Source organism: Paenarthrobacter sp. YJN-5 (assembly GCF_015040095.1).
GTDB classification, from domain to species: Bacteria; Actinomycetota; Actinomycetes; order Actinomycetales; family Micrococcaceae; genus Arthrobacter; species Arthrobacter ureafaciens.
This window is the reverse complement of the sequence record NZ_CP053544.1, coordinates 2362530-2375618: the sequence shown is the minus strand read 5'-3', so window position 1 is coordinate 2375618 and position 13089 is coordinate 2362530. Positions and strand designations below refer to the sequence as shown.

The window sequence follows — 13089 nt, the reverse complement described above, 5'->3', positions numbered from 1 at the left end:
ACAAACATGAGTGATCACATCAAAGGCGAACTGGTTTGCAACGCCAACGACATCAAGGTCAAGCAGGCGTTGCGTGTCCTGATCGACGACTACCCGGTAGCCATCGTCAAGGACTCGATGGGCGAAATCCACGCCGTCGGCGACACCTGCTCGCACGCTGACATCTCATTGTCCGAGGGCGAGGTCGAAGGCTGCGCCATCGAATGCTGGGGCCACGGTTCCCAGTTCGACCTGCGCAGCGGCCAGCCCCTTCAGTTGCCTGCCTACGACCCCGTCCCCGTTTTCGCCGTCACCATCGATGGCGACGACGTCTACGTGGACGTGACCAACGTTGTGAACGGCGCCCCGGTCAACAACTACTGAGCGCGCCGAGTACCTCCAGACTTACGAACGGAAAGAAAGAAGAGCATGTCTACTCTTGAGATCAAGGACCTGCACGTCAGCATCGAGACTGAGCAGGGCACCAAGGAGATCCTGAAGGGCGTCAGCCTGACCATCAGGACCGGCGAAACCCACGCCATCATGGGTCCGAACGGCTCGGGCAAGTCCACCCTTGCCTCCACCATCGCAGGCCACCCGCGTTACACGGTCACCAGCGGCAGCATCACCCTCGACGGTGAAGACGTCCTGGAAATGAGCGTCGACGAGCGTGCCCGTGCGGGCGTTTTCCTGGCGATGCAGTACCCGGTTGAGGTTCCGGGCGTCACCATGACGAACTTCCTGCGCACCGCCAAGACCGCCATCGATGGCGAGGCCCCTGCCCTCCGCACCTGGACCAAGGATGTCAAGGCTGCCATGCAGGAACTCCGCATCGACGCCGACTTCGCCCAGCGCAACGTCAACGAAGGCTTCTCCGGTGGCGAGAAGAAGCGCGTCGAGATCCTTCAGCTCGAGCTCTTCAAGCCGAAGTTCGCTGTCCTGGATGAGACCGACTCCGGCCTGGACGTCGACGCACTCAAGGTTGTCTCCGAAGGTGTGAACCGCGCCCATGCACAGGGCAACATGGGCACCCTGCTCATCACCCACTACACCCGCATCCTGCGCTACATCAAGCCGGACTTCGTCCACGTATTCGTTGACGGCCGAGTTGTCGAAGAAGGCGGCCCGGAGCTCGCCGACCGTCTCGAAGAAGAGGGTTACGATCGCTACGCCGCAGGTTCGGGCGTCGCTGTTGCTCCTGCCGCTCAGGCCTAGTTAGGATCACCTTATGACCGAAATCAACGCTGCGCGCACCAGCCTCGAGGACGTCGAGGAAGCGCTCAAGGACGTCATCGACCCCGAACTTGGTGTCAACGTCGTTGACCTGGGCCTGCTCTACGGGCTCAAGTACTCCGATGAAGACGGCGCGCTCCTGATCGACATGACACTGACGACGGCGGCCTGCCCGCTGACCGACGTGTTGGAAGAGCAGGTGGGCAAGTCCTTGGACGGCATCGTCGATGACTGGCGCCTGAACTGGGTATGGATGCCGCCATGGGGTCCCGAGCGGATCACCGACGACGGCAAAGACCAGATGCGGGCCCTCGGCTTCAACATCTGATCAAACTTTCCGCTGAATGCGGACACAAAAGTGGCTCCGGGCATTGTGCCCGGAGCCGCTTTTGCGTGGTGGCAACCGCTATGGCACTGCAACGCCGAACGTGTCGCACTTGTTGATGTCGCCGGTGGAGTAGCCCTGGTAGAACCACTTCTGCCGCTGTTCGCTGGAACCATGGGTCCAGGATTCGGGTGAGACCCTGCCCGTGGCCGCTTGCTGGATGCGGTCATCGCCGACGGCGGATGCAGCCGACAGGGCATCCTGCAGGTCTTGCTGCGTGATGGGATCCAGGAAGGGCTGGCCCGTGGCTGGGTCCGCCTGCGAGGAGGCGTGGCGGACCCAGAGCCCTGCGTAGCAGTCGGCCTGGAGTTCCACGCGAACGGCTCCGGACTGCGGTCCCTGCGGGTCCTGCTGGGCGCGGTCCAGGTTGCCGAGGATGTTCTGCACGTGGTGTCCGAACTCGTGAGCCACCACATACTCCTGGGCCAGTGGCCCGCCGGAGGAACCGAATCGGGTGACCAGTTCGTCAAAGAAGCCCGGATCGAAGTAGGCCTTGACATCCGCCGGGCAGTAGAAGGGGCCAACGGCAGTCGTGGCCGCTCCACAGCCGGTGTTGGTGGCCTGGTCGAAGATGACGGTTCCCGGCTGCGAGTACCGGACGTTGTAGTCGGCGAGGTATGCAGGCCAGAAAGCGTTGAGGCTGTTCACGGTTCCCGTGATGCGGCAATCCAGGCGCTTGTCGGCGTCGGCGCCTGTCCGGCATTCGTTGACACCGCCGCCGCTGCCGCTTTCTATGGCCGGCGGCTGGCTGCCGCCACCCAGGTCCCCAAGGATGTTGGGATTGAAGCCAAGGAGCGCCAGCAGCAGTACTACGATCCCGCCACCGATTCCGCCTCCAATCTTGGTCCCACGGCCCAGCCCGCTGCCGCGTCTGTCTTCTACCTGCGATGGATCAAGCTGTGCGCCGTCATTGAAACTCATACAGTCAGAATAGACGTCACTATTGGTGTCCGATGGCGCACACTGCCGTAAAATTGCGGGGATGCCTTTCCTGAACAACCTTCAACTGTGGGCCGATGACCGCCCCCACCACACTGCCGTGGTGGTCGGGCGCAGCAGGCTCTCCTGGTCGGAGTTGCGCGACGCAGCAACCGGGTTGCTCGCCACCACGTCCGACGCCACGGTCCTCGCCGAGCGAAATTCCACGGAGTTCGTGGCCCGTTACGCTGCGGCTTTGGCGGGGGAGCGCCGGTGCGCGGTCCTGGATCCGTCGTGGCCACCGGCGATGATCGACGAGGTCGCTTCGCGCATCACGGGATCGGGCCGGGATGCCGGCGGTGTGCTGTGTGACGGCGATCCTTCATCGACGTTCCTTGTCGGGCTCACGTCCGGAACCACCTCGGTGCCCAAGGCGTTCACCCGTTCGAGGCATTCGTGGCGCGTTTCCTTCGACGCCTCCATCGAATTCTTCGGTCTTACGCAAGACGACCGCACCCTCGCCGCAGGTCCACTTTCTTCCAGCCTCAACCTTTATGCCTTGTCAGAGTGTCTCTACGCCGGCTCGGCCTTTTACACCCTTGAATCCTTTGACGTCGGCGATGCCCACGCCGCGATCAGCCACGACGGCATCACGCGGTTGATCGTGACGCCGACCATGCTGCGTTTGCTGAGCGAACGCGGCCTGGCCGGCGACGTGGATGCCTCCGGCGTCCGCAGCATCATCTGCGCAGGTTCCAAGCTGGATGCACGCACCCTTGAAGCGGCCCGCAGGTGGGCACCAAACGCAGCGCTCTACGAGTACTACGGCGCGTCCGAACTCAGCTTTGTTTCCGGAACCCGCTTGGCAGCGGGTCAACCTCTGGACGTGGGAGGAACGGGCATCGGGCGCCCGTTCCCGGGGGTGGAACTGAGCATCCTGGATGATGACGGGGTGCCCGTGCCGGACGGCTCACACGGCAACATCAGCGTCCGCAGCGGAATGGTCAGCAACGGGTACCTCTGGGGTGACGACGGCCAGGCCCTCCGATGCTTGGACGGTTGGTACACCGTAGGGGACCAGGGCTACCTTGAAGGCGGCGTGCTCCACATTCTTGGGCGGCGTTCGGACATGATCATCACAGCCGGGAAGAACGTTTATCCGCACGAGGTCGAACTTGCCTTGGCGTCAGTTCCGGGGATTGAGGTAGCCGTTGCGGCAGGAGCACCGGATGACGTCCGCGGCCAAAAGGTGATTGCCGCCGTCGTACCCGCCTATGGCGCGGTGACGGCGACGCAATTGCGTACCGGACTTGACGGTCTGCTGGCCAGGGACAAATGGCCGCTGCAGTACTACGTCCTTTCCGAACTGCCCATCACCGATCGGGGAAAGATCAGCCGTTCGCTCCTGTTGGACTGGATAAAAAACCATGATGCCCGCATCCAGCCCCTTCACTGACCAGTCCGGGGCGTCGGGGCAGAACGACCGCTCAGGGGACATCGACCACTCCCGCCAGCCGGTGATCATCGCCGCGCTCCGTACACCGGTATGCAGGGCGAACGGCGCCTTGAAGAAACTCCGCGCCGCCGATCTGCTGGCGCCCGTGTTGTCAGCCTTGATGGAACAAACGGGTGCTGAGCCTGCGGACGTGGACGACGTCATGATGGGCAATGCGGTGGGCGGTGGCGGCAATGTGGCCCGGTTTGCCGCCCTCCAGGCAGGCCTGCCTGTCTCCGTCCCCGGTATCACGGTGGACCGGCAGTGTGGTTCCGGATTGGACGCAATTGCCCTGGCTTCGCGGCTTGTGGCCGCCGGCGGCGATCCACTGTACCTGGCGGGCGGCGTGGAGAGCGTCAGTACCGCTCCGGCGCGAGCCCACAGGAATGACGACGGCGGACTGGACTTCTACTCGCGGGCCGCCTTCGTGCCGCCTACCTTCGGTGACCCGGACATGGGCGTGGCGGCCGAGAACGTCGCCCGGCACTTCGCGATCAGCCGCGACCGGCAGGACGACTTTGCCCTCCGGAGCCACCAGCGGGCAGTCGCTTCGGCAGCTGCTGGCAGCTTCCTTGCCGAAACAGTGCCCTTGGACGTCGACGGCCGGCCGGTAACCGCGGACGACGGCCCCAAGCCCAACCTTCGTCCTGCGCTGATGAAACGCTTCCCGGCAGCTTTTGTACCGCAAGGGTCCGTCACGGCCGCGAACTCCTGCTTCGACGCTGACGCAGCGGCCGCCGTCGTCGTCACCTCCCTGCGACGGGCCCGCCTCATGGGCGTGAAGGACGGGCTGCTTGTCCTGGACAGCGGCACTTCAGGGGTCGACCCACAGTTGCTGGGCATCGGGGCAGCTTTCGCGGCGGAGCAGTTGTTGGCGCGCCACGGCATGGGTCCGGAGCAGCTGGATCTGGTCGAATTCAATGAGGCTTTCGCCTCGCAGACGCTGGCTTGCCTCGACCATCTGGGCATTGACGCTGAACACGCCAACCTCGATGGGGGAGCACTGGCCTTGGGGCATGCCTACGGCGCCTCAGGCGCGGTCCTGATAACCCGGCTGCTGGCGCAGGCGCGGCGGGACTACGAACTTCGGCAGCGGGAAGTCACGGGTATTGCGATGATCAGCATCGCCGGGGGCATGGGTACCGCGGCCTTGGTGAAGTACCGTCGGTTCTAGCCCCGACCCGGAGGCGGGTCCGCGTAATCGTCGGCTTCGCCGAGGCCCCGTGCGGCCAAGGCGTCGCCCGTCTGCCGCGCATAGGCAACAGTGCTAATGAACACCGGCAGGATGAGGGCCTTCGGGTTTCGTTCCAATCCGCGTGCACGCGCCGCATCCCGCACGTCGCTGAAGGCACCGGCTATGAACGGGATACTCCGGAGCATGATGGCGATGGTGAGGGCAAAACGTTCCGGATCCGCGCCCCAGCGCTGGAAGGGCCGGGCCAACCGGACCACTCCGTCCAACAGGTCCTGGACCGGGGTAGTGGCCGTCAGGATGGACGCCGCCACCACGCACACCAGCACGTTCAACACGATGCGTGCAGCCGTAGGGCCGCCCAATTGCCACCACTGGAAAGCCCCGATGACAAGGAGGATCGGCGCTACCAGCCATACAGCCCGCAGGAGCCTCCGGAAGCCGGCCCCCGTGAGCAGGAAGATCCCGCACAAAAATGCCAGGACCAGCAGGGATACCAGCCAGTCGACGATCAGGAACGAAGCAGCGCCGCATGCAGCCACCACAAGGAACTTGGCCCAGAGGGGAGTGCGGTGGATGAGCGAATCTCCACGGACGTAGTTCGCCAGCAGGAAGCCGTGCCCCCTCATCGGCCCGGACCGTCCAGGCTCGCCGCGCACAGCGCACGGTAATGTGTCACCGCAGCGGACGGACCGCCGTCGAACACAATCCTCCCGGCTTCGACCACCAACACGCGGTCCATGTCGGCGGCGAGGTCCAGATCGTGCGTGGACATGATGACTTGTTGCTCCAGGCCGGACATGGTGCGGCGCAGCAATTCGCGGTTCCTGAGGTCCAGCAGCGTGGAAGGCTCGTCGAGGACCAGAACCGCGGGGTCGACCGCCAGCACGGCTGCCAGCGCGAGCAGTTGCCGTTCCCCGCCCGAAAGTTCGTAGATACTCTGGTCCGCCAGGTGCAGGATTCCAAACCGTTCCAGAACGGACTCTGCGCGGGAAGCCCGCTCCTGCCTGTTTTTGATGCTGCGCCTCAGCGACAACTCGACGTCCTCGCGGCCTGTTGGCATCACCAGTTGGGAGAGGGGATCGGTAAAGACGAAACCGACGTTTGCCCTGACCTTGCGGACGTCGTGGACGGTGTTGTGGCCGTGGACCACGACTGATCCTTGGCTCGGCTCCACGAGCCCATTGACCAGGCGCAGCAGCGTGGACTTCCCGGAGCCGTTGGCCCCGATGACGCCGATCCGTCGTTCGCGCAGATCGAGGCTTACATCCTGCAGCAGCGTCTTGGGCGCGTCGCTGCCATCTACTGCGACGGCGACTGAGACGTTGCTGAAGTTGATGGAGTTCATGAAGAAGTGGAGCCTGCCCTTCTAACCCGGCGCACCAGGACGTCAGGAAATGCCTTATGGAGTGCCACCGCGATAACCACCGCGAGGACATTCTTCAGGATATCTCCCGGATAGAACGGAAGGTCCGCGAGGAAGGCCTTGGGAAGGTCAAGCTTGCCGTTAACCATCATGCCCACGATCCCCAGTGCGTGGATGATCAGGACGCTGCTGGCCATGGTGGCTGCAAAGAGAAGGGCCGCACGGAACCGTACCGTCTTGCGGATGATCAACGACGTCAAGTAGCCGGTGGCTGCCGCGGCCAAGGGAAAAGCGATGATATAGCCGGCAGACGGTGTTGCGAGGATGCCAAGTCCGCTGCGTCCGCCGCTGAAGATCGGCAGGCCCGCCAGACCCAGCAGGACATAAAGCCCGACGGCGGCGAACCCCCTCCCTGCGCCCAGCACCAGTCCGCTGAGCATCACCGTCAACGTGACAAGCGTGATCGGCACCCCGAGGGCGCCGACCGGGATGCCGGGAACGATGGCGGAGGTGGCCACGAGGGCCGCGAAAACGGCCACGAGCCCGAGGTCGGTGGCGTTCCAACGGCGACGGGCCGCTGCGCCGGGGCCCTTGGTGGAATGGGTCTGGGTCATTGGGGATCCTCTGCGGAAAAGTTGGTGCGTTTTAAGCGGGCACTGCCCACTCTTTCGAGGGTACGGAGCGCGGCGGCAGGCCATTTTGGAGCCTCTCCACAAAGACCGGCCGCGGTTCTTTGGAGAGTGGGGCAGTGTTCCGGGAAATATCCGTCGTGTTTGTTGGCCTCCAGCCTGCCGGTAGACTTGATAAGGCTGTTCTCACAGCAGTTCCCGCCGCTTCCACCGGATTGCCCGGTGCCGCAGGCGTTCTCCGTTGAAAGGCATCACCCGAATTGATTAACGTCCAGGACCTAGAACTTCGTGCCGGCGCACGCCTGCTGATGGACCAGGTCAACTTCAGGGTGGACAAAGGGGACAAAATCGGACTCGTCGGTCGCAACGGTGCCGGCAAGACCACTCTCACCCGTGTACTCGCCGGGGAAGGCCTGCCTGCCGGCGGCAAAGTCACCCGGAGCGGGCAAATCGGCTACCTCCCACAGGACCCGCGCACCCCGGACATGGAACAGCTGGCGCGGGACCGCATCCTGTCGGCCCGTGGCCTGGACGCCGTCGTCGGCAAGCTCAAGAAGGCCCAGGCCGAGATGTCCAGCGAGGACGCCGCCGTCCAGCGCAAGGCCATGAACCGCTACGACCGCCTTGAAGCTGAGTTCCTGGCGGGAGGCGGATACGCAGCCGAGGCTGAAGCGGCTGCCATCTCCTCGAACCTTGCACTGCCTGAGCGCATCCTGAACCAGCCGCTGAAGACCCTCTCCGGTGGCCAGCGGCGCCGTGTGGAACTCGCCCGCATCCTCTACTCGTCCGCCGAGACACTGCTGCTGGACGAACCGACCAACCACCTCGACGCCGACTCGATCAGCTGGCTGCGTGACTTCCTTAAGAACCACCAAGGCGGCTTGATCGTCATCAGCCACGACGTTGAGCTGCTCGAAGCGACCGTAAACAAGGTCTACCACCTCGACGCCAACCGTGCCCAGATCGACTACTACAACATGGGCTGGAAGCGGTATCTCCAGCAGCGCGAAACTGACGAGCGTGCCCGCCGCCGTGAGCGTGCCAACGCCGAAAAGAAGGCCCAGGTCCTTTTGGACCAAGCCAACAAAATGCGTGCGAAGGCCACCAAAGCCGTGGCGGCCCAGAACATGGCCAAGCGTGCCGAGCGTCTGTTGAGCGGACTTGAGGCGGTGCGCGAGCAGGACCGCGTAGCAGCCCTGCGCTTCCCTGAGCCCTCGCCCTGCGGCAAGACTCCGCTGACCGCCGAGGGGCTGAGCAAGTCCTACGGGTCTTTGGAGATCTTCACGGACGTCGACCTGGCCATCGACCGGGGCTCCAAGGTGGTCATCCTGGGCCTCAACGGTGCAGGCAAAACGACGCTGCTGCGCATGCTCGCGGGAGTGGACAAGCCGGATACGGGAGAGATCATCCCGGGCCACGGGCTCAAGGTCGGCTACTACGCGCAGGAACACGAAACCCTGGACCACGACCGCACGGTGCTCGAGAACATGCGTTCCTCCGCACCCGATATGAAGGATGCGGAGGTCCGGGGGATCCTGGGTTCCTTCCTCTTCTCCGGTGACGACGTCGACAAACCTGCCGGAGTGCTCTCCGGCGGTGAGAAAACCCGCTTGGCCTTGGCTACGATCGTCGCTTCCAGCGCGAACGTGCTGCTGCTGGATGAGCCCACCAACAACCTCGACCCCGCCAGCCGCGCGGAAATCCTGGGCGCCCTGAAGAATTACACCGGAGCCGTCGTCATGGTCAGCCACGACGAAGGAGCCGTTGCAGCGCTCAATCCGGAACGCGTTGTGCTGCTTCCCGACGGCGTAGAGGACCTTTGGAACGAGGACTACCTCGATCTGATCACGCTGGCGTAAGCCCGCACCGCGGGCGCAGCCGGGCTAGCGGACGTCGAGTTCTTCGGCGTCGGTGATTCGCCGCAGGTCCTCGTAGGTAATGGAGAACATCGAGTGATGGTCTCCTGCGCCTGCCCACAGTTCGTGGTGATCCCTCAATGAGTTGTCCAGGATGGTGCGGATCTTTGCGGGGTGGCCCACCGGTGCCACGCCGCCCACTTCCTGGCCGGTGTGCGCCAGGACGAATTCGGGTTTGGCGCGGCGGATCTTTCCCGTTTCCAGCCGGCGGGCGACGTGTGCCGTGTCGACTTTCGCTGCGCCGCTCGCCAGGATCAGAAGAGGTTCGCCGTCTACCTCAAATATGAGGCTGTTGGTGATGGCAGCGACCTCACAGCCCAGAACGGAAGCTGCGGCTGCCGCCGTCGGAACTTCCTCGTCGAAGATCCGGACGGTATCCGCAACGCCAAGCGCCGTGAGCGCCGCCTTGACCGACAGGACCGGCTCCGGGATCTTTTCAGTAACCTTGGGCATCCAGAATCGCGTCTTCCTCTTCTTCCGACGTGGGCTTCTTGTTTCGCCGCGCTGCCGGTGCCGGCCGCTTCCGTGGACCTGCAGCGGCGATGACGTCGTCGTCTTCATCGTCCTCAGCATCGATTGCCGCGTTACGTGCCTGTTGGCGGGCAGCGTAGCCGAAGCCAATGAACATCAGCACTCCGAAAGCGAACCATTGGAGTGAGTAGGAAAGGTGGGTTCCCTCTTCAGTGGCCGGTTTGGGAAACGGCGTAGGCATCGGCTGCACAGGGGGAGTCTCACTGGCCAGCTGCCCGTAGGCACCCGTTTCGATGGTGTACGGCAGTTCCTCGGCAAATCCCGGAAGGTCGATGGAAGCGAGTTGCCCTTCCACCGCGCCGCGGTCCAGTTTCGGCTCGGACGGCTTGAGGCGGGCAACGACCGTGACCTCACCTGCAGGAGGTGATGGGACGACGTCGGGCCTTCCCGGAGTGTTGTTGCCAATCGGTAGCCAGCCGCGATCGATGATCACTGTTTCGCCGGTGGTCAGGCGGAATGGAACAACGACGTCGTAGCCGGGTTGGCCATTGAGCGGCCTGTTGCGGACTACCCGCTGCCCTTCGACGTCATAGCTGCCGCGCAGCTCCACCTGGGTCCATTCACGGTCCGGATCCAAGTGGCGGAACTGATCCTTCACATCGGCGAATGGCACCGGGGTAGCTGAGTAGTTGCTGACGACGCGGTCAATCTCAGCCAGCGTCTCGGCGCGCCGATCCATCTGCCAGCGGCCAAGGAAGACGCACGCCGTCGCGAAGATGACGGCCAGGACAAAGTAGCCCAGCCACTTGCTGGAAAACAGGAAACGGTACATTCAGGCTGTCCCGCCCACTGACGCTTCCGCGGATCCGAAAGGCACGGTTTCCTTCCACAGACCCCGCGTTTGCAGGTAATCCTCAAGCCAGGCCCGGTGCTCGTTGCATGCCAGCCATACCTTGCGGCGTTCAGGTGTATGGATTCTGGGGTTGTTCCACAGGAGCTGCCAATCGGCCGCTGCCCGGCATCCCTTGCGCGAGCATTGTTCAGGCGCCGCGGCGCGCGGAGATTCCTCGCCGCCCAAGCCGCCGAGGTTAAGGATGTTCATGAAGCCGCCCGTTCGTCGCCGGCGTTCCCGGCTTCCTTTGATGCATCGTCGCCCGCGGGAGTTTCGTCATCCACCAGTTCGCCCTGGAGCAGGGTGACGGAGTCATCCGCTTCGGGTTCTTCATCGCTGCCGGACTGGTTGGTGCCTTCAATCTCCGGCACGGCGACGTAGTCCAGCAATGAATCACTGTGGACTTCGGCTTTGTCGCTGCCGTTGGCAATGACCACCGCGATCCAGGGCAGGAAAACAGCTCCAGCCACGGCGAGGATCTTGAACCAGCCATCCACTACGAAAATGAGGACGATGCAGACCATGCGAATGCCCATGGCTATTGAATACTTGATCATGCGTTCGCGCATGTCCTCGGAGTGTGCAGCTGCTGCATCAGTGATGCTATGGACCTCGGGGTCGCTCGAGTAGGCGTCCGGATCCCCGGGCACCTGCTGCAGGGGACTGTTCTCTCGTGTCACAGCTGAATAATCACGCTCCAAAGGCTCCCGTTAATTCTCTCACCGATCCGATGAGTCGCCCAAACCGCGCTGGCAGAAGCGGTTACCAGCGCGTTGCGGGAGGCGGCGGCTAAGATCGAGGCAGGAAATCCCTCGTCATCGCGGTAGAGTCCGCAGAATTCGGAGCCCATTCATGCCTGAAGCAGTACCCAGCGGCCGCAGCGTCCTTATTACCGGCGGTAACCGCGGAATCGGACTGGCCATTGCCGAGTCTTTCCTCGCAAATGGAGACAAGGTAGCCGTTACCTACAGGAGCGAAACGGAGTTGCCTGAAGGCATCCTGGGGGTCAAAGCCGATGTGACGGATGAGGCTTCCATTGATGCCGCCTTCAAGATCGTGGAGGAGGCCCACGGCCCGGTGGAGGTTCTGGTGGCCAACGCCGGAATCACCAAGGACACTCTTCTGCTGCGCATGAGCGAGGACGACTTCACGTCCGTTCTGGACACCAACCTGACAGGCGCCTTCAGGGTCATCAAGCGGGCTTCCAAGGGAATGATCCGTTTGCGCAAGGGCCGGGTGATCCTGATCTCCTCGGTCTCCGGCCTCTACGGCGCTCCGGGCCAGATCAACTACTCCGCCTCCAAGGCGGGAATGGTGGGCATGGTGCGTTCGCTGACGCGGGAGCTGGGCAGCCGGGGCATCACGGCAAACGTCGTAGCACCGGGGTTCATCAACACGGATATGACGGCTGAGCTTCCGGAAGAGACCCAGAAGTCCTACCTTGCCAACGTTCCTGCAGGACGTTTCGCGGAGGCTTCGGAGGTTGCCAACGTTGTGCGCTGGGTTGCGAGCGATGAGGCGGCTTACATCTCCGGCGCCGTTATCCCCGTTGACGGCGGCCTTGGCATGGGCCACTAGCGCCGACGCACCGGGACAAACAATTTGTGGGGGCTCCACAACACGCATTCCGCTTGCCACCGGCAGGATGGAAGCAGGGCCCAAAGATGTGGAAGAAGTGAACAGAAGGAGCACGCATGGGAACGCTTGATAACAAGACAGCCATTGTGACGGGATCCTCCCGCGGCATTGGCGCAGAGGTTGCCAAGATCCTCGCGGCCGAAGGTGCCGCCGTCGTCGTCAACTACCGCCAGAAGGCGCCCCGCGCCAATAAGGTGGTGGCTGATATCCAGGCTGCGGGCGGTCGCGCTGCGGCAGTGGGCGCAGACCTCACCACGGAAGAAGGCGTTCACGCCCTCGCCAGTACGGCCATGGAGGAATTCGGCTCCCTTGACATCCTGGTGTTGAACGCCTCCGGCGGCATGGAATCCGGGATGGAGGAGGGGTACGCCCTGAAGCTGAACCGTGATGCACAGATCAACATGCTCAATGCTGCAGTTCCGCTCATGCCGGAGGGCTCCCGGGTGGTTTTCGTCACCAGTCACCAGGCACACTTCGTTGAGACCGTGCCCACCATGCCCGAGTACGAGCCCGTTGCCAAGAGCAAGCGGGCCGGGGAGGACGCCCTGCGCGCCCTGCTGCCTGACCTCGCCAACAAGGGCATCAAGCTGGTGGTGGTGTCCGGGGACATGATCGAGGGCACGGTGACGGCGACGCTCCTGGACCGTTCAAATCCCGGTGCCATCGAGGCCAGGCGCGCCGAGGCCGGGAAGCTGTACTCGGTGGAAGAGTTTGCCGCCGAAGTAGCCAAGATGGTCACCGCGGACGTCGAATCGGGACACACCGAATACGTAGGCGGCGCCGACTACTTCGGGAAGTCAGAGCAGTAAAGCCTTTTCAAGAGGGGGTCCGGGACAAAATGTCCCGGACCCCCTCTTTGTTGTTGACCACTCTTTCCGCTGCTGGGTTTGGAGTCACTTACCAATTCAATAAAAGTTCCATCTTTTCCCATCATGTTTTGCGAATTTCTGTTTCACGAACCATTTTTTGCATTAC

General features: G+C 63.2%; 16 protein-coding genes. 8 read left to right on the top strand and 8 right to left on the bottom strand.

Annotation, left to right across the window (positions count from 1 at the left end):
* The first annotated feature begins 6 nt into the window (after window positions 1-6).
* From HMI59_RS11310 to HMI59_RS11300, 3 genes are read left to right on the top strand one after another with little or no spacing between them, the layout of a single operon-like run.
* Window positions 7-363: a non-heme iron oxygenase ferredoxin subunit gene (locus HMI59_RS11310; RefSeq protein ID WP_021470426.1), complete on the top strand. Its 357-nt coding sequence runs from the start codon at window positions 7-9 to the stop codon at window positions 361-363.
* 45 nt (window positions 364-408) lie between these two features.
* A complete protein-coding gene (gene sufC, locus HMI59_RS11305; RefSeq protein ID WP_021470427.1) occupies window positions 409-1194 on the top strand; it encodes a Fe-S cluster assembly ATPase SufC in 786 nt (261 codons plus the stop codon).
* Between the two features lie 13 nt (window positions 1195-1207).
* Window positions 1208-1540: a metal-sulfur cluster assembly factor gene (locus tag HMI59_RS11300; protein ID WP_021470428.1), complete on the top strand. Its 333-nt coding sequence runs from the start codon at window positions 1208-1210 to the stop codon at window positions 1538-1540.
* A 78-nt stretch (window positions 1541-1618) separates the two neighbouring features.
* Here HMI59_RS11300 and HMI59_RS11295 read toward each other — a convergent pair whose 3' ends face one another.
* The gene (locus HMI59_RS11295) at window positions 1619-2518 is read right to left on the bottom strand and encodes a neutral zinc metallopeptidase (protein WP_193591368.1); all 900 of its coding nucleotides are present in this window, start codon (window positions 2516-2518) and stop codon (window positions 1619-1621) included.
* 61 nt (window positions 2519-2579) lie between these two features.
* Here HMI59_RS11295 and HMI59_RS11290 point away from each other — a divergent pair, with 61 nt between their 5' ends.
* The gene (locus HMI59_RS11290) at window positions 2580-3971 is read left to right on the top strand and encodes a class I adenylate-forming enzyme family protein (protein ID WP_193591367.1); all 1392 of its coding nucleotides are present in this window, start codon (window positions 2580-2582) and stop codon (window positions 3969-3971) included.
* On the top strand, window positions 3943-5184 hold the full coding sequence (locus tag HMI59_RS11285) for a thiolase family protein (RefSeq protein WP_227471353.1): 1242 nt from the start codon (window positions 3943-3945) through the stop codon (window positions 5182-5184). Before HMI59_RS11290 ends, HMI59_RS11285 begins: the two co-directional genes overlap by 29 nt.
* Here the strand turns inward: HMI59_RS11285 and HMI59_RS11280 are convergent.
* Genes HMI59_RS11280 through HMI59_RS11270 form a run of 3 tightly spaced genes read right to left on the bottom strand, consistent with a single transcriptional unit; the run spans window position 5181 to window position 7182 of the window.
* Complete coding sequence (locus HMI59_RS11280; RefSeq protein ID WP_193591366.1) at window positions 5181-5831, bottom strand: energy-coupling factor transporter transmembrane protein EcfT; 651 nt, start codon at window positions 5829-5831, stop codon at window positions 5181-5183. The two genes, HMI59_RS11285 and HMI59_RS11280, sit on opposite strands and share 4 nt — an antisense overlap.
* Window positions 5828-6550: an energy-coupling factor ABC transporter ATP-binding protein gene (locus HMI59_RS11275; protein WP_193591365.1), complete on the bottom strand. Its 723-nt coding sequence runs from the start codon at window positions 6548-6550 to the stop codon at window positions 5828-5830. The genes HMI59_RS11280 and HMI59_RS11275 overlap by 4 nt, the downstream gene beginning before the upstream one ends.
* Complete coding sequence (locus HMI59_RS11270; RefSeq protein ID WP_193591364.1) at window positions 6547-7182, bottom strand: biotin transporter BioY; 636 nt, start codon at window positions 7180-7182, stop codon at window positions 6547-6549. Before HMI59_RS11270 ends, HMI59_RS11275 begins: the two co-directional genes overlap by 4 nt.
* A gap of 275 nt (window positions 7183-7457) precedes the next feature.
* Between HMI59_RS11270 and HMI59_RS11265 the strand changes: the two genes are divergently transcribed.
* On the top strand, window positions 7458-9056 hold the full coding sequence (locus HMI59_RS11265; protein WP_021470435.1) for an ABC-F family ATP-binding cassette domain-containing protein: 1599 nt from the start codon (window positions 7458-7460) through the stop codon (window positions 9054-9056).
* A gap of 24 nt (window positions 9057-9080) precedes the next feature.
* Here HMI59_RS11265 and HMI59_RS11260 read toward each other — a convergent pair whose 3' ends face one another.
* From HMI59_RS11260 to HMI59_RS11245, 4 genes are read right to left on the bottom strand one after another with little or no spacing between them, the layout of a single operon-like run.
* The gene (locus HMI59_RS11260; protein ID WP_193591363.1) at window positions 9081-9566 is read right to left on the bottom strand and encodes a YbaK/EbsC family protein; all 486 of its coding nucleotides are present in this window, start codon (window positions 9564-9566) and stop codon (window positions 9081-9083) included.
* Window positions 9550-10416 (bottom strand): SURF1 family protein, encoded by an 867-nt coding sequence (locus tag HMI59_RS11255; RefSeq protein WP_166184265.1) that lies wholly within the window; start codon window positions 10414-10416, stop codon window positions 9550-9552. The genes HMI59_RS11260 and HMI59_RS11255 overlap by 17 nt, the downstream gene beginning before the upstream one ends.
* Entirely contained in the window at window positions 10417-10686 is a 270-nt protein-coding gene (locus HMI59_RS11250) for a hypothetical protein (RefSeq protein WP_166184267.1), read from the bottom strand. It abuts the gene before it with no gap.
* A complete protein-coding gene (locus HMI59_RS11245; protein WP_166184269.1) occupies window positions 10683-11177 on the bottom strand; it encodes a DUF3099 domain-containing protein in 495 nt (164 codons plus the stop codon). The genes HMI59_RS11250 and HMI59_RS11245 overlap by 4 nt, the downstream gene beginning before the upstream one ends.
* Window positions 11178-11328: 151 nt before the next feature.
* Between HMI59_RS11245 and HMI59_RS11240 the strand changes: the two genes are divergently transcribed.
* Together HMI59_RS11240 and HMI59_RS11235 are read left to right on the top strand one after the other, a co-directional pair.
* Window positions 11329-12054, top strand: a complete 726-nt coding sequence (locus HMI59_RS11240) for a beta-ketoacyl-ACP reductase (protein ID WP_193591362.1) — start codon at window positions 11329-11331, stop codon at window positions 12052-12054.
* Between the two features lie 116 nt (window positions 12055-12170).
* The gene (locus tag HMI59_RS11235; RefSeq protein ID WP_062096858.1) at window positions 12171-12923 is read left to right on the top strand and encodes an SDR family oxidoreductase; all 753 of its coding nucleotides are present in this window, start codon (window positions 12171-12173) and stop codon (window positions 12921-12923) included.
* The last annotated feature ends 166 nt before the right edge of the window (window positions 12924-13089 follow it).